The organism is Pseudomonas sp. CFBP13528 (genome assembly GCF_005233615.1).
Lineage (GTDB): Bacteria > Pseudomonadota > Gammaproteobacteria > Pseudomonadales > Pseudomonadaceae > Aquipseudomonas > Aquipseudomonas fluorescens_AM.
This window is the reverse complement of sequence record NZ_QGAJ01000001.1, coordinates 487,885-507,535: the sequence shown is the minus strand read 5'-3', so window position 1 is coordinate 507,535 and position 19,651 is coordinate 487,885. Positions and strand designations below refer to the sequence as shown.

The following is a 19,651-nucleotide window of genomic DNA, read 5'->3' as shown; positions in this document are numbered from 1 at the left end:
GAGCAAGCTCGCTCCTACACACTTAATAAGGAGCCACCATGAGCCTGCCCAATCCCGCCGAACTGATCAGCCAGATGGCGTTACACCTCAACGCGCACCTGGAGCATCGTGCCATCAGCGAACCGCGCTTCATTGGCATCCGCACCGGCGGTGTGTGGGTGGCCCAGGCCTTGTTGGAAGCGCTGGGCAGCGATTCGCCCCTGGGTACGCTGGATGTGTCCTTCTACCGTGACGATTTCAGCCAGAACGGCCTGCACCCGCAAGTGCAACCCTCGGCCCTGCCGTTCGAGGTCGAAGGCCAGCACCTGGTGCTGATCGACGACGTGCTGATGAGCGGCCGCACCATACGCGCAGCCATGAATGAGCTGTTCGACTACGGCCGCCCGGCCAGTATCACGCTGGTGTGCCTGCTGGACCTGGAGGCTGGCGAATTGCCGATCAGCCCGGATGTGGTTGGCGCGACGCTGTCTTTGCAAGCCCACCAGCGGGTAAAATTGTCCGGTCCCACGCCGCTCGAACTCGAACTGCAAGACCTTGCCCTTTAAACCGCCTTGTAAAGAGTCCCCGCGATGACGCCTCTAGATGCCAAGCGCCCGCTGCAGCTCAATGCTCAGGGCCAGTTGCAACACTTCCTGTCCCTCGATGGTTTGCCCCGCGAACTGCTCACCGAAATCCTCGACACCGCCGACTCGTTCCTCGAAGTCGGTGGCCGGGCGGTGAAGAAGGTCCCGCTGCTGCGCGGCAAGACCATCTGCAACGTGTTCTTCGAGAACTCCACGCGCACCCGCACCACCTTTGAACTGGCGGCGCAGCGACTGTCGGCCGACGTGATCACGCTGAACGTGTCCACCTCGTCGGCCAGCAAGGGCGAAACCCTGCTCGACACCCTGCGCAACCTGGAGGCCATGGCCGCCGACATGTTCGTGGTCCGCCACGGAGACTCCGGCGCCGCGCATTTCATCGCCGAACACGTGTGCCCGAATGTGGCGATCATTAATGGCGGCGACGGCCGCCACGCCCACCCGACCCAGGGCATGCTCGACATGCTCACCATCCGTCGGCACAAGGGCGGCTTTGAAAACCTCTCGGTGGCCATTGTCGGTGACATCCTGCACTCGCGGGTCGCGCGCTCGAACATGCTGGCCCTGAAAACCCTGGGCTGCCCGGACATTCGTGTGATCGCCCCGAAAACGCTGCTGCCCATCGGCATCGAGCAGTACGGCGTGAAGGTCTATACCAACATGGCCGAAGGCCTCAAGGATGTGGACGTGGTGATCATGCTGCGCCTGCAACGCGAACGCATGGCGGGTGGCCTGCTGCCCAGCGAGGGCGAGTTCTACCGCCTGTTCGGCCTGACCACCGCGCGGCTGGCCGGCGCCAAGCCGGATGCGATCGTGATGCACCCGGGCCCGATCAACCGAGGGGTGGAAATCGAATCGGCGGTGGCCGACGGCCCGCAGTCGGTGATTCTCAACCAGGTAACCTACGGCATCGCCATCCGCATGGCCGTGCTGTCCATGGCCATGAGCGGGCAAACCGCGCAACGTCAATTCGAGCAGGAGAACGCCCAGTGAAGCTCAGCATTCTCGGCGCCCGAGTCATCGATCCGGCCAGCGGCCTGGATCACGTTACCGACCTTCACCTGGACGCCGGCAAGATTATCGCCATCGGTGCCGCGCCCGCAGGCTTCAGCGCAGTCGAAAGCATCGACGCCAAAGGCCTGATCGCAGCGCCTGGGCTGGTGGACCTCAACGTCGCCCTGCGCGAGCCGGGCTACAGCCGCAAAGGCAACATCACCAGCGAAACCCGCGCCGCCGCCGCCGGTGGCGTAACCAGCCTGTGCTGCCCGCCCAACACCAAGCCGGTCCTGGACACCTCGGCGGTCACCGAGCTGATCCTCGACCGCGCCCGTGAAGCGGGCAACTGCAAAGTGTTCCCTGTGGGCGCGCTGAGCAAAGGCCTGGAGGGCGAGCAACTGGCTGAACTGATCGCCTTGCGCGACGCCGGTTGCGTGGCGTTCAGCAACGGCCTGGAGAGCTTTCGCAGCACGCGCACCCTGTGCCGGGCCCTGGAATACGCGGCCACGTTCGACCTGACGGTGATCTTTCATTCCCAGGACCGCGACCTGGCTGAAGGCGGCCTGGCCCATGAAGGCGCGGTGGCCAGCTTCCTCGGCTTGCCGGGCATCCCGGAAACCGCAGAAACCGTGGCCCTGGCCCGTGACCTGTTGCTGGTGGAACAAAGCGGCGTACGCGCGCATTTCAGCCAGTTGACCAGCGCCCGCGGCGTCGCCCTGATCGCCCAGGCCCAGGCCCGTGGCTTGCCGGTGACGGCGGACGTGGCGCTGTACCAGTTGATCCTGACCGATGAGGCGCTGATCGACTTCTCCAGCCTCTACCACGTGCAACCGCCGCTGCGTACCCTGGCCGATCGTGAGGGTTTGCGTGCGGCGGTGAAGTCAGGCGTGGTCTCGGCGATCTCCAGCCATCACCAGCCCCACGAGCGCGATGCCAAGCTGGCGCCGTTTGGTGCCACCGAGCCAGGCATCAGCAGTGTCGAGTTGCTGCTGCCGTTGGCAATGACCTTGGTGGAGGATGGCCTGCTGGACCTGCCTACGCTGTTGGCCCGTCTGAGCGCGGGCCCGGCCGAGGCCTTACGCCTGCCGGCGGGTAAGTTGACGGTGGGTTCGGCGGCGGACCTGGTGCTGTTTGACCCGGCGAGTTCCACGGTGGCCGGGGAACACTGGCTGTCCAAAGGCGAAAACTGCCCGTTCATCGGCCACAGCCTGCCGGCCACGGTGCGCTACACACTGGTGGATGGGCGGATCAGCTACCAGGCTTGAGACAGCCCTCAAGTGGACACAGTAAATGTGGGAGGGGGCAAGCCCCTTCCCACATGTGGTTCTCTATGTGGCCGAGAGATCAGCGTCCGCCATTGCGCTCGGCATTGCGGATCGAAACCTGACTGTTCAACGTCCAGAAGTCGTACAGCACCCCAATCAGGAACAAGCCGCCGGTCAACAGGTAGATCAGGCCGGTGATCCATTTGCCCTGGTACATCCGGTGCACGCCGAACACACCCAGGAACGCCAACAGAATCCAGGCCACGTTGTATTCGATGGGCCCGGCGGTAAAACGCAGGTCGGCTTCACGGTCCATCGCCGGGATCAGGAACAGGTCGATCAGCCAGCCAATACCCAGCAGGCCGAAGGTGAAAAACCAGATCGTCCCGGTGACCGGCTTGCCGTAATAGAAGCGATGCGCTCCGGTGAAGCCGAAAATCCATAGCAGGTAACCGATCACCTTGCTGTGGGTGTCTTGCTGCGAAGCAACCTGTTGATAGGTGTTCATGAAGGACCTCTTTTCACTCAATAGATAAATTTGTTCATTTTTTTTGTGACTTTTTTACGGGCGCCCGACGCACGGTAAATGGTATCGTTCTGCCCTCAAACCCTTATGCCACCTGACTTGTGTAGGACAATTGCGGCTAATCGTCGCGTTTTTTCCGAATTTGACCCCAAGGTTCAGTCGACAAACGGCCTGAGAACAGCACAAAAAGCTGTTATAAAGTTGCGCGCAAACCCATATGAGCCACGCCTAATGCGACCATTTATCAAGACATGGCTAACCATTTGCCTATTAATGCCACTGGCCGCCCACGCCACCAATCGTGAGCAACGTCTTCCAAACGTTAACGGTTTTACTCCCAAAGTTCATAGCACGCCCAGCACCGCCAAATCGGCAAAGCCCACCGTCAGCCGCCCGACTCAACTGAGCAAGGCCCACGGCAAAGTGCTTTCCACCCAGCTGGGCGTGAACACCAAGCAGAGCAGCAATGTCCTCAGCCGCGCCGTGAACGTGCTCGGTACTCCTTATCGTTGGGGCGGCAGCAGCCCAAGTAAAGGGTTCGACTGCAGCGGCCTGGTAAAATATGCATTCAACGACGTCAAGGCGGTGGATTTACCGCGTACGTCCAACGCCATGGCGGCCGGCCACGGCTTGAAAGTCGATCGCAAAGACCTGAAGCCGGGCGATTTGCTGTTCTTCAAGCTCAAGAGCCGCCAGGTCAACCACGTTGCCATCTATCTGGGTAACGACCGCTTTATCCACGCGCCGCGTCGCGGCAAGTCGGTGAGCATCGATACACTGAAAAAGCCGTTCTGGGACAAGAACTATGTGATCGCCAAGCGGGTGCTGCCCAAAGAGCAGAACAACACCCTGCGGATCGTGCAGCGCTGATTCCAGGCTCAAATGCAGTAAATGTGGGAGGGGGCTTGCCCCCGATGGCAGAGTATCAGTCAACAGATTCATTGGCTGATACACCGCTATCGGGGGCAAGCCCCCTCCCACATTTGTTTTGTGTTGGTCTTGCGAGCTATATATCTGCCGGCACCCTCGCCTTCTCCCGCGCCTCCTCTGGGCTGATTACCCCCTCGTTCACCAGCGCCTTCAAGCGCATATCCAGCATTTGCATCCCCAACGCCCCGCCGGTCTGGATCGCCGAGACCATCTGCGCCACTTTGTCTTCGCGGATCAGATTACGAATAGCCGGCGTGCTCAGCATGATTTCGTGAGCCGCGACACGTCCGCCGCCGATCTTCCTGACCAGCAACTGAGAGACCACCGCCTGCAACGACTCCGACAGCATCGAGCGGACCATGGCCTTTTCGCCGGCCGGGAACACGTCCACCAGCCGGTCTACCGTCTTTGCCGCCGAGGTGGTGTGCAAGGTGCCAAACACCAGATGCCCCGTCTCAGCGGCCGTCAGCGCCAGGCGGATGGTTTCCAGGTCACGGAGTTCGCCCACCAGGATCACGTCCGGGTCTTCGCGCAATGCCGAGCGCAGCGCCACCGAGAAGCTGTGGGTATCGCGATGCACCTGGCGCTGGTTGATCAGCGCCATTTTCGGCCTGTGGATAAACTCGATGGGGTCTTCCAGCGTGAGAATGTGCTGGCGTCGATGCCGATTCAGATAATCGATCATCGCCGCCAAGGTGGTGGACTTGCCTGAGCCGGTGGGCCCGGTCACCAGCACCAGGCCGCGCGGCAGCTGCGCGATACGCTGGAATACCTCGCCCAGGCCAAGGCTTTCCAGGCTCTGGATGTCGCTGGGAATAGTGCGAAACACCGCCCCCACTCCCCGCTCCTGCTGGAACACATTCACGCGAAAGCGCGCCACGCCGGGCAGCTCGAAGGCAAAGTCTGTTTCAAGAGATGTTTCGAAATCCTTTTGTTGGTACTGGTTGAGCAAAGGGCTCAATAAATCCGCTACCTGCGACCCGGCCAGCACCGGGCAATCCAGCGGCCAGACCTCGCCATCGATGCGCAACATCGGCGCAAGGCCGGCCGACAGATGCAGGTCGGAAGCGCCACGGCGCACACTGGCAGTCAGTAATTCAGTGATATCCATAGGGCTTTCCATTTCCAGTAGAATGCCGCGGACTCCATATCCACGGGCGCAACTTGAATGTCGACGATAGCAGACAACATCGGCTTGGTTAGCCAGCGCATCCGCGCCGCCGCCGACGCCGTGCAGCGTGACGCAAGCGGCATCCACCTGCTGGCGGTGAGCAAGACCAAACCGGCGCAAGCCGTACGCGAAGCCTATGCCGCAGGGATGCATGATTTTGGTGAAAACTACCTGCAGGAAGCCTTGGGCAAACAGGCGCAATTATCCGACCTGCCCTTGAGTTGGCACTTCATCGGCCCCATTCAATCGAACAAGACTCGCGCGATCGCCGAGAACTTCGCCTGGGTGCATTCCGTGGACCGCCTGAAAATCGCACAACGCCTGTCCGAACAACGCCCTGTCGACCTGCCTGCGCTGAATATCTGCATCCAGGTCAACGTCAGTGGCGAAGCCAGCAAGTCCGGCTGTACGCCCGCCGACCTGCCGGCCCTGGCCAACGCCATCAGCGCCCTGCCGCGCCTGAAGCTGCGGGGCTTGATGGCGATCCCCGAACCGACTGAAGATCGCGCTGCGCAAGATGCAGCGTTCGCCGCGGTGCGCGAGCTGCAAGGCAGCCTGGCCCTGGCGCTCGACACACTTTCCATGGGCATGAGCCACGACCTCGAGTCGGCCATCGCTCAAGGCGCCACCTGGGTGCGGATCGGTACCGCGCTGTTTGGTGCCCGTGACTACGGCCAGCCGTGAAATGGCTGACGTTCATTTAGCTAAGGACCTGTCATGAAAGACATGCGTATTGCCTTTATCGGCGCCGGTAACATGGCGGCCAGCCTGATCGGCGGCCTGCGGGCCAAGGGCCTGGACGCTGCGCAGATTCGCGCCAGCGACCCGGGCGCCGAGACCCGTGCCCGTGTCAGCGCCGAACACGGCATTGAAACCTTTGCCGACAACGCCGAGGCCATCGAAGGCGTCGACGTGATCCTGCTGGCGGTCAAGCCCCAAGCCATGAAAGCCGTGTGCGAAAGCTTGCGCCCGAGCCTGCAGGCCCATCAACTGGTGGTGTCCATCGCTGCCGGTATCACCTGCGCCAGCATGAACAACTGGCTCGGCGCCCAGCCGATCGTACGCTGCATGCCGAATACTCCGTCGTTGTTGCGCCAGGGCGTGAGCGGTTTGTACGCCACCGCCGACGTCAGCGCCGCGCAGCGTGATCAAGCCCAGCAACTGTTATCCGCCGTGGGCATCGCTCTGTGGCTGGAGCATGAGCAGCAACTGGACGCGGTCACCGCCGTTTCCGGCAGCGGTCCGGCGTACTTTTTTCTGTTGATCGAAGCCATGACCGCCGCCGGCGTGAAACTGGGCCTGCCCGCCGACGTTGCCGAGCAACTGGCCGAGCAGACCGCCCTGGGCGCCGCGAAGATGGCGGTGTCCAGCGACGTGGATGCGGCTGAACTGCGCCGCCGGGTAACGTCCCCGGGCGGCACCACACACGCCGCCATCGAATCGTTCCAGGCCGGGGGCTTTGAAGCCCTGGTGGAAAAAGCACTGGGTGCCGCGGCACATCGTTCAGCCGAAATGGCCGAACAACTGGGCAAATAGTCGTCCCTTACCAAGGTAATCAAACATGCTCGGAATCAATGACGCTGCCGTCTTCATCATCCAGACCCTGGGCAGCCTGTACCTGCTGATCGTGCTGATGCGCTTTATCCTGCAACTGGTGCGGGCGAACTTCTACAACCCGCTGTGCCAGTTCGTGGTCAAGGCCACCCAACCCCTGCTCAAGCCGCTGCGCCGGGTGATCCCGAGCCTGTTCGGGCTGGACATGTCGTCGCTGGTACTGGCACTGCTGTTGCAGATCCTGCTGTTTGTGGTGATCCTGATGCTCAACGGCTACCAGGCCTTCACGGTGCTGCTGCTGCCATGGGCGCTGATTGGCATTTTCTCGCTGTTCTTGAAGATCATCTTCTGGTCGATGATCATCAGCGTGATCCTTTCCTGGGTCGCACCGGGCAGCCGCAGTCCGGGTGCCGAGCTGGTGTATCAGATCACCGAGCCCGTATTGGCGCCATTCCGTCGCCTGATCCCGAACCTGGGCGGGCTGGATATTTCGCCGATCTTCGCGTTCATCGCGATCCAACTGATTCAGAGCTGGGTGATTCCGCGTTTGGCGTTCTATGCGTTCATGCCTAAAGAGCTGTTCGGCCTTATCTGAAATGCGCTAAAAAATGTGGGAGGGGGCTTGCCCCCGATTGCGGTGGGTCAGTTACAAATAAGCTGACTGATCCACTGCTATCGGGGGCAAGCCCCCTCCCACATTTTGTATCCGTCTACTGATGCAGGCCATTGCTTGCCGCTGGGTCCCCCGCTCTTTAGACTTACGCCTCATTTAAACGAGAGCAGGGTCGATGCCAACTGCCTTCCCCCCCGATTCCGTTGGACTGGTCGTGCCTCAAGTGGCGCACTTCAGCGAACCGCTGGCCCTGGCCTGTGGCCGTTCGCTGCCAGCCTACGACCTGATCTACGAAACCTACGGCCAACTGAATGCCACGGCGAGCAACGCCGTGCTGATCTGCCACGCCTTGTCCGGCCACCATCACGCCGCGGGCTTCCACAGCGTCGACGAGCGCAAGCCCGGCTGGTGGGACAGCTGCATCGGCCCCGGCAAGCCCACCGACACCACTAAGTTCTTCGTGGTCAGCCTGAACAACCTCGGCGGCTGCAACGGTTCCACTGGTCCCAGCAGCCTCAACCCGGAAACCGGCAAGCCCTTCGGCGCCGACTTCCCGGTGCTGACCGTGGAGGACTGGGTGCACAGCCAGGCGCGCCTCGCCGACCTGCTGGGCATCGACCAATGGGCCGCCGTGATCGGCGGCAGCCTGGGCGGCATGCAGGCCCTGCAATGGACCATCACCTACCCGGATCGCGTGCGTCATTGCCTCGCAATCGCCTCGGCCCCCAAGTTGTCGGCGCAGAATATTGCCTTCAACGAAGTGGCGCGCCAGGCCATCCTCACCGACCCCGAGTTCCACGGTGGTTCGTTCCAGGAAGCCGGCGTGATCCCCAAGCGCGGCCTGATGCTGGCGCGGATGGTCGGGCACATCACCTACCTGTCCGATGATTCCATGGGCGAAAAATTCGGCCGTGGGCTCAAGAGCGAAAAGCTCAACTACGACTTCCACAGCGTCGAGTTCCAGGTGGAAAGCTACCTGCGTTATCAGGGCGAGGAGTTCTCCGGGCGTTTCGACGCCAATACCTACCTGCTGATGACCAAGGCGCTGGACTACTTCGACCCGGCCGCGAACCATGACGACGACCTGGCGAAAACCTTCGAGCACGCCACGGCCAAGTTCTGCGTCATGTCGTTCACCACCGACTGGCGCTTCTCGCCGGCGCGCTCGCGCGAACTGGTGGACGCCCTGATGGCTGCGAAGAAAGACGTCTGCTATCTGGAGATCGATGCACCGCAGGGCCACGACGCCTTCCTGATTCCGATCCCCCGTTACTTGCAGGCGTTCAGCAATTACATGAACCGAATAGCGCTTATATGAATTGCTTACGCTTTGGGAGAACGCCATGAGAGCCGACCTGGAAATCATCCAAGACTGGATCCCCGCCGGCAGTCGCGTGCTCGACCTGGGCTGCGGCGATGGCGAGTTGCTGAGCTGGCTGCGCGACAACAAGCAAGTCACCGGCTACGGCCTGGAAAACGACCCGGACAACATCGCCCAGTGCGTGGCCAAGGGCATCAACGTGATCGAGCAGGACCTGGACAAGGGCCTCGGCAACTTTGCCAGCAACAGCTTCGACATCGTGGTGATGACCCAGGCGTTGCAAGCGGTGCACTACCCGGACCGTATCCTTGACGAAATGCTGCGCGTCGGCCGCCAATGCATCATCACTTTCCCCAACTTCGGTCACTGGCGCTGCCGCTGGTACCTGGCCACCAAGGGTCGCATGCCGGTGTCGGACTTCCTGCCGTACACCTGGTACAACACGCCGAACATCCACTTTTGCACTTTCGAAGACTTCGAAGCCCTGTGTGGCGAGCGTGAAGCCAAGGTGATCAACCGCCTTGCCGTCGATCAACAGCACCGCCACGGCTGGGCGAGTAAGCTATGGCCCAACCTGTTGGGCGAAATCGGTATCTACCGGGTCAGCAGTCCTGGCCTGACCGACCACAAGATTGCCGTCTAATCATTATCAAGAGGGACGCTCATGAATCGTCTGGCTGTTTTTCTACTGACCGCCTGCCTGGGCGCCAACGCCGTGGCTGCGGACGCTATCGACGCTAACCGCAAGAAAGATTTCGGCGATATCACGGTTCACTACAACACCTTTACCTCCAGTTTTCTGCCACCCGAGACCGCTCAAGACGTCGGCATAGTGCGCAGCAAAGAGAAGGGTTTGATCAATGTGACGGTGATCAAAGGCGTCACACCGGTCGCAGCCCAGGTCACCGGTACCATCAAGGACCTGGGCGGCAAAAGCGAGATCCTGACCTTCAAGCAAATCGAAGAGAAAGGCGGGATCAGCTACCTCGCGCCCTATTCGGTGACCCAGCGGGAATACAAGACGTTTACCATCAATGTTGAAACCGGTGGCAAAGCCCACGGCTTCCAATTCAACCAAGAACTGTTCCCGGCCGAATGATGAAGCTTACCCAACTCGTACTGGCCAGCCATAACGCCGGCAAACTCAAGGAACTGCAGGCCATGATCGGTGAATCCGTGCAACTGCGTTCGATTGGCGAGTTCAGCCAGGTAGAACCGGAAGAAACCGGCTTGTCGTTCGTCGAGAACGCCATCCTCAAGGCGCGCAACGCCGCACGTATCTCCGGCCTGCCGGCCCTGGCGGATGACTCGGGCCTGGCGGTGGATTTCCTCGGCGGCGCGCCGGGCATCTATTCGGCACGCTACGCCGATGGCAAGGGCGACGCGGCCAATAATACCAAGCTGCTGGACGCCCTCAAGGACGTGCCCGACGCCGAGCGTGGCGCACAGTTTGTCTGCGTGCTGGCCCTGGTGCGACACGCCGATGACCCGCTGCCGATCCTGTGCGAAGGCTTGTGGCACGGGCGTATCCTGCATGCCGCCAGCGGTGAGCATGGCTTTGGCTACGACCCACTGTTCTGGGTGCCGGAGCGCAATGTCTCCAGCGCCGAATTGAGCCCGGCCGACAAGAACCAGATCAGCCACCGCGCCCGCGCCATGGCGTTACTGCGCCAGCGCCTGGGCTTGAAATGACCCAGAACACCTCTGCGCAGCCGCTGATCCACGGTGGCGCGCAAACACCCCGGGCGGCCTTGCCTGTGCTGCCGCCCCTGGCGTTGTACATCCACATTCCGTGGTGTGTGCGCAAATGCCCGTATTGCGACTTCAACTCCCATACCGCAAGCAAAGTATTGCCGGAAGAAGAGTACGTGGACGCGTTGCTCGCCGATCTCGATCAAGACCTGCACGCGGTCCATGGCCGCAAGCTGAGCTCGATCTTCTTCGGCGGCGGCACGCCCAGCCTGTTCAGCGCTGACGCGCTGGGGCGCCTGCTCAAAGGCGTGCAAGCGCGCATCCCGTTTGCCGGCGATATCGAAATCACCCTGGAAGCCAACCCAGGCACCTTCGAACAAGAGAAGTTCGTGGCGTACCGCAAGCTGGGGATCAATCGCCTGTCCATCGGGATCCAGAGCTTCCAGCAAGAGAAGCTTGAAGCCCTGGGCCGTATCCACAATGGCGACGAAGCGGTGCGCGCCGCTGGTATGGCGCGCCAGGCCGGGTTCGATAACTTCAACCTGGACTTGATGCACGGCCTGCCCAACCAGTCCCTTGACGACGCCCTGGGCGACCTGCGCCAGGCCATTGCGCTCAAACCGACGCACTTGTCCTGGTACCAACTGACCCTGGAACCCAATACCGTCTTCTGGAACCAGCCGCCCGCGCTGCCCGAAGACGATACGCTGTGGGATATCCAGGAAGCCGGCCAGGCGCTGCTCGCCGAGCACGGCTACCAGCAATATGAAGTGTCGGCCTACGCCCAACCGGGACGGCCGGCGCGGCATAACCTCAATTACTGGAGCTTTGGCGACTTCATCGGTATCGGCGCCGGCGCCCATGGCAAGCTCAGCCACCCCGACGGGCGCATCGTACGCACCTGGAAAACCCGCGCACCTAAGGACTACCTCAACCCGGCCAAAAGCTTCCAGGCCGGGGCGAAAGAGCTGACCAACGAAGAGCTGCCGTTCGAGTTCCTGATGAACGCCCTGCGCCTCACTGAAGGGGTCGACGCCAGGCTCTATGCCGAGCGCACCGGGCTTGACCTGGCGAGCCTCGACGAAGGGCGCCGCGAGGCAGAACAAAGTGGCTTAATGCAGGTCGAACCGTCACGCCTGGCGGCGACCGACCGCGGGCAACTCTTTCTCAATGACCTGTTGCAGACGTTTTTGAGCTGACGCTTTTTAAGGAAATCAAATGGACCTGGTACTCGACCTGCTCGCCACCGTATCCCGCTGGAGCCGTAGCAACCTGTCGGAAATCTCCCTGGCCCTGGTCGGCTGTCTGCTGGTGCTGTTCGGCGCCGACATCAAGGGCTGGGTCGAAGCTCGCCTGGGCAGCATTGCCGGTGCGTTGCGCGTGCCCTTGATGGCCCTGCTGTGCATGATCGGCAGCGGCGCGGCGTTGATCTACGCCACACCGTGGATTGTGCGAGGGCTGAGCCAGTTCAATAACTACAGCCTGGCGCCGGTGTTGGTGGTGGTGCTGGTGTTGATCGGCGTAGTCGCCGACCGCCGCTGATCTCAAGCCCAACACAAAACCAACTGTGGGAGGGGGCTTGCCCCCGATTGCAGTGGACCAGTCACCCAATCTTTGACTGATACACCGCTATCGGGGGCAAGCCCCCTCCCACATTTTTACTGCATTTCAAATTCGAAGCAGGTCTCAGGCCAGCTTCTCGAACTTCAAATCCCACACCCCATGCCCCAACCGCTCGCCACGGCGTTCGAACTTGGTGATCGGGCGCTCCGCCGGGCGCGGTACGCATTTGCCGTCTTCGGCCAGGTTGCGGTAGCCGGGGGCGACGTTCATCACTTCCAGCATGTAGTCGGCATACGGTTCCCAGTCGGTGGCCATGTGCAGGATGCCACCCACTTTCAGCTTGCTGCGCACCAGTTCCGCGAAGGAAGCCTGGACGATGCGACGCTTGTGGTGACGGGCCTTGTGCCAGGGGTCGGGGAAGAACAGCATCAGCCGGTCGAGGCTGTTGTCGGCGATGCAGCGGTTGAGCACTTCAATCGCGTCGCAATCATAGACCCGCAGATTGGTCAGGCCCTGAGTCAGCACGCCGTTAAGCAACGCACCGACGCCTGGGCGGTGCACTTCCACACCGATGAAATCCTGCTCCGGCGCGGCCGCAGCCATTTCCAGCAAGGAATGCCCCATGCCGAAACCGATTTCCAGGGAGCGCGGGGCCGAACGGCCGAATACCTGGTCGTAGTCCACCGGCGCGTCGGCCAGCGGCAATACGAACAGAGGCGTGCCTTGCTCAAGGCCCTTTTGCTGGCCTTCGGTCATGCGACCGGCGCGCATCACAAAGCTCTTGATGCGGCGGTGCTTGGACTCGTCGCCCGCTTCCAGGGTGTTCGGCGTTTCGTTTGATTCAGTCATCAATAGCTCTTACTTGATCAGACCATCCAGCGGCGAAGAGGCGCTGGCATAGAGTTTTTTCGGCATGCGACCGGCGAGGTAGGCCAGGCGGCCCGCGACGATTGCGTGTTGCATGGCCTGGGCCATCATGATCGGTTGCTGGGCATGGGCGATGGCCGAGTTCATCAGCACCGCGTCGCAGCCCAGCTCCATGGCGATGGTGGCGTCGGAGGCCGTGCCCACGCCCGCGTCCACCAGCACCGGGATTTTGGCTTCTTCAAGGATGATCTGCAGGTTATACGGATTGCAGATACCCAGGCCGGAGCCGATCAAGCCGGCCAGCGGCATTACCGCAATGCAGCCGATTTCTGCCAGCTGGCGCGCGATGATCGGGTCATCGCTGGTGTAGACCATCACGTCAAAGCCTTCCTTGACCAGGGTTTCGGCGGCCTTGAGGGTTTCGATCACGTTGGGGAACAGGGTTTTCTGGTCGGCCAGCACTTCCAGCTTCACCAGATTGTGGCCGTCGAGCAACTCACGGGCCAGGCGGCAGGTGCGCACGGCTTCGATGGCGTCATAGCAGCCGGCGGTGTTCGGCAAAAAGGTGTAGCGCTGCGGCGACAGCACTTCGAGCAGGTTCGGCTCGCCCGCGATCTGGCCAAGGTTGGTGCGACGCACGGCGAAGGTAACGATGTCGGCGCCCGAGGCTTCGATGGCCAGACGGGTTTCTTCCATGTCGCGGTATTTGCCGGTGCCGACCAGCAGACGGGACGGGTAGGTACGACCGGCCAGGACGAAGGGCTTGTCGCTACGAACGATGCTCATGGGAAATCCTCGTAATGGGGTGAGGTTCTGCAGAATGCGTTACAGCCGGGGCGACTAGCCGCCGCCGATGGCGTGGACCACTTCGACCTGGTCACCCTCGCTGAGCGCGGTGCCTTCGTGCTGGCTGCGCGGGACGATATCCAGGTTGAGCTCCACTGCGACGCGACGCCCGGTCAAATCCAGGCGGGCCAGCAGGGCCGCAACGGTTTCACCGTCGGGCAGATCAAGGGGTTCGCCGTTCAACTGAATGCGCATGCCACGGGCCGCCATCGTTTTTAGGGGCCGGCATTCTAACGCGATTGGGACCTGAAGGTCAGCTCCAAGCGTCAAGCGGTCAAAGCTGCAAGCGCCACGCCGCCAAGCCCAGGAAGAACCAGCCGAGCAGGAAAGCCAGGCCGCCAAACGGCGTGATGATGCCCAGCTTGCTGATCCCGGTCATCGTCAACACATACAGGCTGCCGGAGAACAGCAAAATACCGACGACAAACGAAACACCCGCCCAGGTGACCAGTCGCCCGGGAATATGCGCGGCCAGCAGGGCCACCCCAAATAAAGCCAGGGTGTGCACCAGTTGATAGGTCACGCCGGTATGGAAGATCGCCAGGTAATCGGCGCTCAGGCGGTTCTTCAGGCCGTGGGCGGCGAAGGCGCCCAGGGCGACACCGGTGAAACCGAAAAAAGCAGCCAGCATCAGAAAGCTACGCAGCATGAGGAACTCCAGTCAGACTCATCGGGCAGGGTCTGTATAATGGCCCGCTCAACGGGTTCGGCCAAGCCATCTCTATGCTGCGTGTCCTCTTCAAACGCTTTCTCAACGTCCTGAAATGGTTCGCCATCGGCAGTGTGCTGCTGGTGCTGCTGTTTCGCGTCGTACCGCCGCCGTTCACTGCGTTGATGGTGGAACGCAAGGTCGAATCCTGGATCGACGGCGAGCCGATTGACCTGCAGCGCAGCTGGGTGCCGTGGGACGAGATTTCCGATGACCTCAAAGTGGCGGTGATGGCCGGTGAAGACCAGCGTTTCCCGCAGCACTGGGGCTTTGACTTTGGCGCGATCCAGGCAGCGATCCTGCACAACGAACGCGGCGGTTCGATCCGGGGAGCCAGTACGTTGAGCCAGCAGGTGTCGAAGAACCTGTTCCTGTGGACCGGCCGCAGCTATCTGCGCAAAGGCCTGGAAGCCTGGTTTACCGGATTGATCGAAGTGCTATGGCCCAAGCAGCGCATTCTTGAGGTGTACCTCAACAGCGTGGAGTGGGATGAGGGCGTGTTTGGCGCAGAAGCGGCGGCGCGGCATCACTTTGGCGTGAGCGCCAAGGGGCTCTCGCGGCAGCAGGCCAGCTATCTGGCGGCCGTATTGCCGAACCCGCGCGTCTGGAGCGCCAGCCATCCGACCGCCTATGTGGCGCGGCGCGCGGCGTGGATTCGCCAGCAGATGAGTCAACTGGGCGGCGAAGGTTATCTGGTTGAGCTGAGCAACTCCCGCAAGGCCCCCTGGTCCGACTGACACAACACAAAACAAATGTGGGAGGGGGCTTGCCCCCGATAGCAGAGTATCAGTCGACATCTAAGTGACTGTTCCACTGCAATCGGGGGCAAGCCCCCTCCCACATTTTGACTCAGTGCTGCCAGCAGGTTTAGGCGGCGATCGACAGTTTCAGCTTGTTCATCGCGCTTTTCTCAAGCTGACGGATCCGCTCGGCCGACACGTTGTACTTCTGCGCCAGGTCGTGCAGCGTGGCTTTTTCTTCCGCCAGCCAACGCTGGTAGAGAATGTCACGGCTGCGGTCGTCCAGCACTTCCAGCGCTTCGTGCAGGTTGTGATTGGAGTTGTCGCTCCAGTCGGCATCTTCCAGTTGACGCGCCGGGTCGTACCGGTGGTCTTCCAGATAATTGGCCGGCGATTGGAAGGCGCTGTCGTCGTCTGCTTCGGCAGCCGGGTCGAAGGCCATGTCATGGCCGGTCAGGCGGCTTTCCATCTCGCGCACTTCACGGGGCTCCACGCCGAGGCTTTCGGCCACACGGTGGACTTCCTCATTGTTCAGCCACGCCAGGCGTTTCTTCTGGCTGCGCAGGTTGAAGAACAGCTTGCGCTGGGCCTTGGTAGTCGCCACTTTCACGATGCGCCAGTTGCGCAGGATGAACTCGTGGATTTCCGCCTTGATCCAGTGCACGGCAAACGATACCAGGCGCACGCCCATCTCAGGGTTGAAGCGCTTTACAGCCTTCATCAGGCCGACGTTGCCTTCCTGGATCAGGTCAGCCTGGGCCAGGCCGTAGCCGCTATAGCTACGGGCGATATGTACGACAAAACGCAGGTGGGCGAGCACCATCTGCCGAGCCGCCCCCAAATCCTGCTCATAGTAGAGACTCTCGGCCAGTTCACGCTCCTGCTCGGGCGTCAGCAATGGAATGCTGTTTACCGTGTGCACATAGGCTTCCAGGTTCGCACCCGGGACCAAGGCATAAGCAGGTTGCAAAGAAGTGGTCATACGAAAAAACCTCCGACTCACATAACTCGTGCAGTTCAGCACTGCGAAAATTGACCGGGGAACCGTAGGACAAGTTCCCTAAACTGCTGACAAGGTCAATACAAACGAAACTACATTACCCTGACATTAACTATTTCGGTGCCAGCTCACGTAAATGCCGTGCGACCGCAATCCACGCACCGATATACCCCAACAGCACCGCGCCAAGCAAGAGGCTCAGGCCATCGGCTACCGGCACGCCAGCCAGGGCAAAATCGCTGCCGTACAAGCCGGCCAGCCCGATAACCGCATCGTTCAGCCAGTCCAGGCCAAAAGCCAGCAAGCCCCAGGACAAAACCCCGGCACCGAAGCCATAAAGCGCGCCCATGTACAGAAAAGGACGACGCACATAGCTGTCCGTGCCGCCGACCAGTTTAATCACTTCTATCTCGGTGCGGCGGTTTTCAATATGAAGACGAATGGTATTACCTATCACCAAAAGTAATGCAGACACCAGCAACACCGTCAAACCGAACACGAAGCGGTCGCCCAGCTTGAGGATCGCGGCCAGGCGCTCTACCCAGACTAGATCAAGTTGGGCCTGTTGCACCTTGGGCAGTTCTGCAAGTTTCTGTCGCAGGGCTTCCAGGGCCGGCTTGTCCACCTCGTTCGGTGTCACCAGCACCACGCCCGGCAACGGGTTCTGCGGCAGCTCCTTGAGCGCCTCGCCGAGGCCGGATTGTTGCTGGAACTCCTCAAGTGCCTGGTCGCGGCTGATGTATTCGGCCTCCGCCACGCCCGGCATGTTCTTGATATCGTCGCGCAGCGCTTCGCCTTGCTGAGTGCTGGCATCCAGGTTCAGGTACAGCGAAATCTGCGCCGCGCGCTGCCAGGAACCGCCCAGGCGCTCGACATTATTAAGCAGCAACGACAAGCCCATCGGCAGGCTCAGGGCCACGGCCATCACCAGGCAGGTGAAAAAGCTGCCGATCGGCTGCTTGCCCAGGCGGCGCAGACTGTCGAGCAGGCTGGCGCGGTGGCTTTCGATCCAGGCACGCAACAGGGTGCCAAAGTCCGGGCCGTCGTCATCGTCGCGCTTTTTCTTTTTCGGTTGCGGGTCGGCCGGTTTCGGCGCCACGCGTTCGGATACTTTAGGGCTGCGTGTTGCACTCATACGCCGGCCTCCCCGTCACCGATCAGGCGACCGCGTTGCAGGGTCAGCATGCGGTGGCGCATGCGGGCGATCAGGGCCAGGTCGTGGCTGGCGATCAATACGCTGGTGCCCAGGCGATTGATGTCTTCGAACACCCCCATTATCTCGGCCGCCAGGCGCGGGTCGAGGTTACCGGTGGGCTCGTCCGCCAGCAGCAAGGCCGGGCGGTGGACGATGGCGCGGGCGATACCCACGCGTTGTTGCTGGCCGGTGGACAGGTCGCCGGGGTAGAGGTCGGTCTTGTCCGACAACGCCACGCGCTCCAGCGCCGAATCCACCCGTTTGACGATCTCGGCCTTGGACAGCCCTAGAATCTGCAGGGGCAAGGCGATGTTGTTGAACACTGTGCGATCAAACAGCAACTGGTGGTTCTGGAACACCACGCCGATCTGACGGCGCAGGAACGGGATCTGCGCATTGCTGATGGTGGCCAGGTCCTGGCCCGCCAGCAACAGCTTGCCGGTGGTCGGCCGCTCCATGGCCAGCAGCAGGCGCAACAACGTGCTCTTACCGGCGCCGGAGTGACCGGTCACAAACAAAAACTCGCCCCGCCGTACTCGAAAGCTCAGCTCATGCAAGCCCACATGCCCGTTGGCGTAGCGTTTACCGACCTGTTCGAATCGAATCATGAACGCTCCCGCTCGGCAAACAGTGCCTGTACAAAGGGTTCGGCTTCAAAAGTGCGCAGGTCGTCGATGCCTTCACCGACGCCGATGTAACGAATCGGCAACCCGAACTGTTTGGCCAGGGCGAAAATCACACCGCCCTTGGCCGTGCCGTCGAGCTTAGTCAAGGCCAGGCCGGTCAGTTGCACCGTCTGGTTGAATTGCTTGGCCTGGCTGATGGCGTTCTGGCCGGTACCGGCGTCCAGCACCAGCAGCACTTCATGGGGGGCATCGGCGTCGAGCTTGCCGATCACACGGCGGACTTTCTTCAGCTCTTCCATCAAGTTGTCTTTGGTGTGCAGGCGACCGGCGGTGTCGGCAATCAACACATCGATGTTACGGGCCTTGGCGGCCTGCACGGCATCGAAGATCACCGAAGCGGAGTCGGCACCCGTGTGCTGGGCGATCACCGGGATCTTGTTGCGCTCACCCCACACTTGCAGCTGCTCGACGGCAGCGGCACGGAAGGTGTCGCCGGCGGCGAGCATGACTTTCTTGCCCTCGCCTTGCAGCTTTTTGGCCAGCTTGCCGATGGTGGTGGTCTTGCCGGCGCCGTTGACGCCCACGACCAGGATCACGAAAGGTTTCTTCGGCGTAATCACCAGCGGCGCTTCAACGGGTTTGAGCATGGCGGCCAGCTCGGCCTGCAAGGATTTGTACAACGCGTCCGCGTCGGTCAACTGCTTGCGCGCGACCTTCTGGGTCAGGCTCTGGATGATCACGGCGGTGGCTTCCACGCCCACGTCTGCGGTGAGCAGGCGGGTTTCGATGTCTTCCAGCAGCTCGTCATCGATGGTCTTTTTGCCGAGGAACAGGCTGGCCATGCCTTCGCCGATACTGGCGCTGGTTTTGCTCAGGCCCTGTTTAAGGCGGGCGAAGAAGCCGGTTTTACTGGTTTCGGCGGGTGCGGCGGGCTCTTCGATGACCGCAGGCACGGCAACTGCAGCTGGCACTTCAGCAGGCATTTCGACTGCTGGGGGTGCCGTGACGACAACCTCTACCGGCGGCGCCACAGGAATGGGCGGCGTCACGTGTTCAGCCTGCACATCCTCAACCAGTGCCACCGGCTCTTCGGCCACCGGCAGTTCCAGCCACGGTTTGTGCTCGGGTTCAGGTTCAGGCGCAGGTTCTGCCTCGACCACCGGCTGCAACACCGGCTCCGCAATCGGCAACACCACCGGCGCCGGTGTTTCGGCAACCGGCTCGGCTTCTACTCTAGGCTCAGGGGTAGGTTCGGGTTGAACCTGCGGCTGTTCGACGACGGTTTCCTGCGGCTTTTTGCGCAGCCATCCGAACAGGCCTTTTTTCTCGCCAGCCGCAGCTGGGGTCTTCTTGTCGTCGTTGGAACCAAACATGGAGACGGCTATCTCAAGGTAGCGACGCGCCAAGCGGCGCTTCGGTAAATAAAATTCGATGCGTAACAGACTGTTTTTTAGCC

Annotated in this window: 24 protein-coding genes; 14 read left to right on the top strand and 10 right to left on the bottom strand. The window is 61.4% G+C overall.

All coding sequences use genetic code 11. From position 1 onward, the window contains the following. Nucleotides 1–38 precede the first annotated feature (38 nt). From pyrR to PspCFBP13528_RS02400, 3 genes are read left to right on the top strand one after another with little or no spacing between them, the layout of a single operon-like run. Nucleotides 39–545 carry a bifunctional pyr operon transcriptional regulator/uracil phosphoribosyltransferase PyrR gene (pyrR, locus tag PspCFBP13528_RS02410; protein WP_065949577.1) on the top strand — a complete coding sequence of 169 codons (507 nt, stop codon included), beginning with the start codon at nucleotides 39–41 and terminating at the stop codon, nucleotides 543–545. 24 nt (nucleotides 546–569) lie between these two features. Continuing rightward, a complete protein-coding gene (locus tag PspCFBP13528_RS02405) occupies nucleotides 570–1,574 on the top strand; it encodes an aspartate carbamoyltransferase catalytic subunit (protein WP_101220198.1) in 1,005 nt (334 codons plus the stop codon). Beyond that, nucleotides 1,571–2,842, top strand: coding sequence for a dihydroorotase (locus PspCFBP13528_RS02400; protein WP_065949579.1), 1,272 nt, complete (start codon nucleotides 1,571–1,573; stop codon nucleotides 2,840–2,842). Before PspCFBP13528_RS02405 ends, PspCFBP13528_RS02400 begins: the two co-directional genes overlap by 4 nt. Nucleotides 2,843–2,921: 79 nt before the next feature. Here PspCFBP13528_RS02400 and PspCFBP13528_RS02395 read toward each other — a convergent pair whose 3' ends face one another. Next, nucleotides 2,922–3,350, bottom strand: a complete 429-nt coding sequence (locus PspCFBP13528_RS02395; protein ID WP_065885354.1) for a TM2 domain-containing protein — start codon at nucleotides 3,348–3,350, stop codon at nucleotides 2,922–2,924. A gap of 249 nt (nucleotides 3,351–3,599) precedes the next feature. Between PspCFBP13528_RS02395 and PspCFBP13528_RS02390 the strand changes: the two genes are divergently transcribed. Continuing rightward, entirely contained in the window at nucleotides 3,600–4,238 is a 639-nt protein-coding gene (locus PspCFBP13528_RS02390) for a C40 family peptidase (protein ID WP_065949580.1), read from the top strand. 136 nt (nucleotides 4,239–4,374) lie between these two features. Here PspCFBP13528_RS02390 and PspCFBP13528_RS02385 read toward each other — a convergent pair whose 3' ends face one another. After that, nucleotides 4,375–5,409, bottom strand: a complete 1,035-nt coding sequence (locus PspCFBP13528_RS02385) for a type IV pilus twitching motility protein PilT (protein WP_137199572.1) — start codon at nucleotides 5,407–5,409, stop codon at nucleotides 4,375–4,377. A gap of 57 nt (nucleotides 5,410–5,466) precedes the next feature. Here PspCFBP13528_RS02385 and PspCFBP13528_RS02380 point away from each other — a divergent pair, with 57 nt between their 5' ends. From PspCFBP13528_RS02380 to PspCFBP13528_RS02340, 9 genes are all read left to right on the top strand, one after another. Further along, nucleotides 5,467–6,153, top strand: a complete 687-nt coding sequence (locus PspCFBP13528_RS02380) for a YggS family pyridoxal phosphate-dependent enzyme (protein ID WP_065949582.1) — start codon at nucleotides 5,467–5,469, stop codon at nucleotides 6,151–6,153. A 33-nt stretch (nucleotides 6,154–6,186) separates the two neighbouring features. After that, on the top strand, nucleotides 6,187–7,005 hold the full coding sequence (gene proC / locus PspCFBP13528_RS02375) for a pyrroline-5-carboxylate reductase (protein WP_137199571.1): 819 nt from the start codon (nucleotides 6,187–6,189) through the stop codon (nucleotides 7,003–7,005). Nucleotides 7,006–7,030: 25 nt separating this feature from the next. Next, nucleotides 7,031–7,618 carry a YggT family protein gene (locus PspCFBP13528_RS02370; protein ID WP_057723513.1) on the top strand — a complete coding sequence of 196 codons (588 nt, stop codon included), beginning with the start codon at nucleotides 7,031–7,033 and terminating at the stop codon, nucleotides 7,616–7,618. 193 nt (nucleotides 7,619–7,811) lie between these two features. Next, nucleotides 7,812–8,954 carry a homoserine O-acetyltransferase gene (locus tag PspCFBP13528_RS02365; RefSeq protein ID WP_137199570.1) on the top strand — a complete coding sequence of 381 codons (1,143 nt, stop codon included), beginning with the start codon at nucleotides 7,812–7,814 and terminating at the stop codon, nucleotides 8,952–8,954. 25 nt (nucleotides 8,955–8,979) lie between these two features. After that, nucleotides 8,980–9,600, top strand: coding sequence for a methionine biosynthesis protein MetW (metW, locus tag PspCFBP13528_RS02360; RefSeq protein WP_016972957.1), 621 nt, complete (start codon nucleotides 8,980–8,982; stop codon nucleotides 9,598–9,600). A 21-nt stretch (nucleotides 9,601–9,621) separates the two neighbouring features. Further along, nucleotides 9,622–10,056, top strand: a complete 435-nt coding sequence (locus tag PspCFBP13528_RS02355; RefSeq protein WP_065949585.1) for a DUF4426 domain-containing protein — start codon at nucleotides 9,622–9,624, stop codon at nucleotides 10,054–10,056. Further along, nucleotides 10,053–10,649: an RdgB/HAM1 family non-canonical purine NTP pyrophosphatase gene (gene rdgB / locus PspCFBP13528_RS02350; RefSeq protein ID WP_137199569.1), complete on the top strand. Its 597-nt coding sequence runs from the start codon at nucleotides 10,053–10,055 to the stop codon at nucleotides 10,647–10,649. Before PspCFBP13528_RS02355 ends, rdgB begins: the two co-directional genes overlap by 4 nt. Next, nucleotides 10,646–11,848 carry a radical SAM family heme chaperone HemW gene (hemW, locus tag PspCFBP13528_RS02345; RefSeq protein ID WP_101220192.1) on the top strand — a complete coding sequence of 401 codons (1,203 nt, stop codon included), beginning with the start codon at nucleotides 10,646–10,648 and terminating at the stop codon, nucleotides 11,846–11,848. Before rdgB ends, hemW begins: the two co-directional genes overlap by 4 nt. A gap of 19 nt (nucleotides 11,849–11,867) precedes the next feature. Beyond that, the gene (locus tag PspCFBP13528_RS02340; protein WP_003176691.1) at nucleotides 11,868–12,191 is read left to right on the top strand and encodes a DUF3392 domain-containing protein; all 324 of its coding nucleotides are present in this window, start codon (nucleotides 11,868–11,870) and stop codon (nucleotides 12,189–12,191) included. A 144-nt stretch (nucleotides 12,192–12,335) separates the two neighbouring features. On the opposite strand, the gene trmB is transcribed toward PspCFBP13528_RS02340, so the two are convergent. The 4 genes from trmB to PspCFBP13528_RS02320 form a co-directional block, all read right to left on the bottom strand. After that, entirely contained in the window at nucleotides 12,336–13,061 is a 726-nt protein-coding gene (gene trmB, locus PspCFBP13528_RS02335; protein ID WP_065949588.1) for a tRNA (guanosine(46)-N7)-methyltransferase TrmB, read from the bottom strand. A 9-nt stretch (nucleotides 13,062–13,070) separates the two neighbouring features. Further along, complete coding sequence (locus PspCFBP13528_RS02330) at nucleotides 13,071–13,865, bottom strand: thiazole synthase (RefSeq protein ID WP_065949589.1); 795 nt, start codon at nucleotides 13,863–13,865, stop codon at nucleotides 13,071–13,073. A 54-nt stretch (nucleotides 13,866–13,919) separates the two neighbouring features. After that, entirely contained in the window at nucleotides 13,920–14,120 is a 201-nt protein-coding gene (gene thiS, locus PspCFBP13528_RS02325; protein ID WP_162515414.1) for a sulfur carrier protein ThiS, read from the bottom strand. Nucleotides 14,121–14,199: 79 nt separating this feature from the next. Continuing rightward, the gene (locus PspCFBP13528_RS02320) at nucleotides 14,200–14,574 is read right to left on the bottom strand and encodes a DUF423 domain-containing protein (protein ID WP_065949591.1); all 375 of its coding nucleotides are present in this window, start codon (nucleotides 14,572–14,574) and stop codon (nucleotides 14,200–14,202) included. Between the two features lie 74 nt (nucleotides 14,575–14,648). Between PspCFBP13528_RS02320 and mtgA the strand changes: the two genes are divergently transcribed. Continuing rightward, nucleotides 14,649–15,371: a monofunctional biosynthetic peptidoglycan transglycosylase gene (gene mtgA / locus PspCFBP13528_RS02315; protein ID WP_137199568.1), complete on the top strand. Its 723-nt coding sequence runs from the start codon at nucleotides 14,649–14,651 to the stop codon at nucleotides 15,369–15,371. A 130-nt stretch (nucleotides 15,372–15,501) separates the two neighbouring features. Here the strand turns inward: mtgA and rpoH are convergent, their stop codons facing one another. The 4 genes from rpoH to ftsY all read right to left on the bottom strand — a co-directional run bounded on the left by rpoH (nucleotide 15,502) and on the right by ftsY (nucleotide 19,568). Continuing rightward, nucleotides 15,502–16,356: an RNA polymerase sigma factor RpoH gene (gene rpoH / locus PspCFBP13528_RS02310; RefSeq protein WP_003176698.1), complete on the bottom strand. Its 855-nt coding sequence runs from the start codon at nucleotides 16,354–16,356 to the stop codon at nucleotides 15,502–15,504. Between the two features lie 130 nt (nucleotides 16,357–16,486). Continuing rightward, on the bottom strand, nucleotides 16,487–17,509 hold the full coding sequence (gene ftsX / locus PspCFBP13528_RS02305) for a permease-like cell division protein FtsX (RefSeq protein ID WP_065949593.1): 1,023 nt from the start codon (nucleotides 17,507–17,509) through the stop codon (nucleotides 16,487–16,489). Next, on the bottom strand, nucleotides 17,506–18,177 hold the full coding sequence (gene ftsE / locus PspCFBP13528_RS02300) for a cell division ATP-binding protein FtsE (RefSeq protein WP_003213784.1): 672 nt from the start codon (nucleotides 18,175–18,177) through the stop codon (nucleotides 17,506–17,508). The genes ftsX and ftsE overlap by 4 nt, the downstream gene beginning before the upstream one ends. Next, nucleotides 18,174–19,568, bottom strand: a complete 1,395-nt coding sequence (gene ftsY / locus PspCFBP13528_RS02295) for a signal recognition particle-docking protein FtsY (RefSeq protein WP_137199567.1) — start codon at nucleotides 19,566–19,568, stop codon at nucleotides 18,174–18,176. The genes ftsE and ftsY overlap by 4 nt, the downstream gene beginning before the upstream one ends. Nucleotides 19,569–19,651 lie beyond the last annotated feature (83 nt).

Excerpts from the sequence above, each read along its gene's own strand:
- rdgB (WP_137199569.1), top strand. The coding sequence starts at position 10,053 with ATGATGAAGCTTACCCAACTCGTACTGGCCAGCCATAACGCCGGCAAA.
- hemW (WP_101220192.1), top strand. The coding sequence starts at position 10,646 with ATGACCCAGAACACCTCTGCGCAGCCGCTGATCCACGGTGGCGCGCAA.
- rpoH (WP_003176698.1), bottom strand. The coding sequence starts at position 16,356 with ATGACCACTTCTTTGCAACCTGCTTATGCCTTGGTCCCGGGTGCGAAC.
- PspCFBP13528_RS02380 (WP_065949582.1), top strand. The coding sequence starts at position 5,467 with ATGTCGACGATAGCAGACAACATCGGCTTGGTTAGCCAGCGCATCCGC.
- ftsX (WP_065949593.1), bottom strand. The coding sequence starts at position 17,509 with ATGAGTGCAACACGCAGCCCTAAAGTATCCGAACGCGTGGCGCCGAAA.
- ftsY (WP_137199567.1), bottom strand. The coding sequence starts at position 19,568 with ATGTTTGGTTCCAACGACGACAAGAAGACCCCAGCTGCGGCTGGCGAG.
- metW (WP_016972957.1), top strand. The coding sequence starts at position 8,980 with ATGAGAGCCGACCTGGAAATCATCCAAGACTGGATCCCCGCCGGCAGT.
- PspCFBP13528_RS02395 (WP_065885354.1), bottom strand. The coding sequence starts at position 3,350 with ATGAACACCTATCAACAGGTTGCTTCGCAGCAAGACACCCACAGCAAG.
- trmB (WP_065949588.1), bottom strand. The coding sequence starts at position 13,061 with ATGACTGAATCAAACGAAACGCCGAACACCCTGGAAGCGGGCGACGAG.
- PspCFBP13528_RS02320 (WP_065949591.1), bottom strand. The coding sequence starts at position 14,574 with ATGCTGCGTAGCTTTCTGATGCTGGCTGCTTTTTTCGGTTTCACCGGT.
- PspCFBP13528_RS02405 (WP_101220198.1), top strand. The coding sequence starts at position 570 with ATGACGCCTCTAGATGCCAAGCGCCCGCTGCAGCTCAATGCTCAGGGC.
- PspCFBP13528_RS02340 (WP_003176691.1), top strand. The coding sequence starts at position 11,868 with ATGGACCTGGTACTCGACCTGCTCGCCACCGTATCCCGCTGGAGCCGT.
- proC (WP_137199571.1), top strand. The coding sequence starts at position 6,187 with ATGAAAGACATGCGTATTGCCTTTATCGGCGCCGGTAACATGGCGGCC.
- thiS (WP_162515414.1), bottom strand. The coding sequence starts at position 14,120 with ATGCGCATTCAGTTGAACGGCGAACCCCTTGATCTGCCCGACGGTGAA.
- PspCFBP13528_RS02355 (WP_065949585.1), top strand. The coding sequence starts at position 9,622 with ATGAATCGTCTGGCTGTTTTTCTACTGACCGCCTGCCTGGGCGCCAAC.
- mtgA (WP_137199568.1), top strand. The coding sequence starts at position 14,649 with ATGCTGCGTGTCCTCTTCAAACGCTTTCTCAACGTCCTGAAATGGTTC.
- PspCFBP13528_RS02365 (WP_137199570.1), top strand. The coding sequence starts at position 7,812 with ATGCCAACTGCCTTCCCCCCCGATTCCGTTGGACTGGTCGTGCCTCAA.
- PspCFBP13528_RS02390 (WP_065949580.1), top strand. The coding sequence starts at position 3,600 with ATGCGACCATTTATCAAGACATGGCTAACCATTTGCCTATTAATGCCA.
- PspCFBP13528_RS02330 (WP_065949589.1), bottom strand. The coding sequence starts at position 13,865 with ATGAGCATCGTTCGTAGCGACAAGCCCTTCGTCCTGGCCGGTCGTACC.
- pyrR (WP_065949577.1), top strand. The coding sequence starts at position 39 with ATGAGCCTGCCCAATCCCGCCGAACTGATCAGCCAGATGGCGTTACAC.
- PspCFBP13528_RS02370 (WP_057723513.1), top strand. The coding sequence starts at position 7,031 with ATGCTCGGAATCAATGACGCTGCCGTCTTCATCATCCAGACCCTGGGC.
- PspCFBP13528_RS02385 (WP_137199572.1), bottom strand. The coding sequence starts at position 5,409 with ATGGATATCACTGAATTACTGACTGCCAGTGTGCGCCGTGGCGCTTCC.
- ftsE (WP_003213784.1), bottom strand. The coding sequence starts at position 18,177 with ATGATTCGATTCGAACAGGTCGGTAAACGCTACGCCAACGGGCATGTG.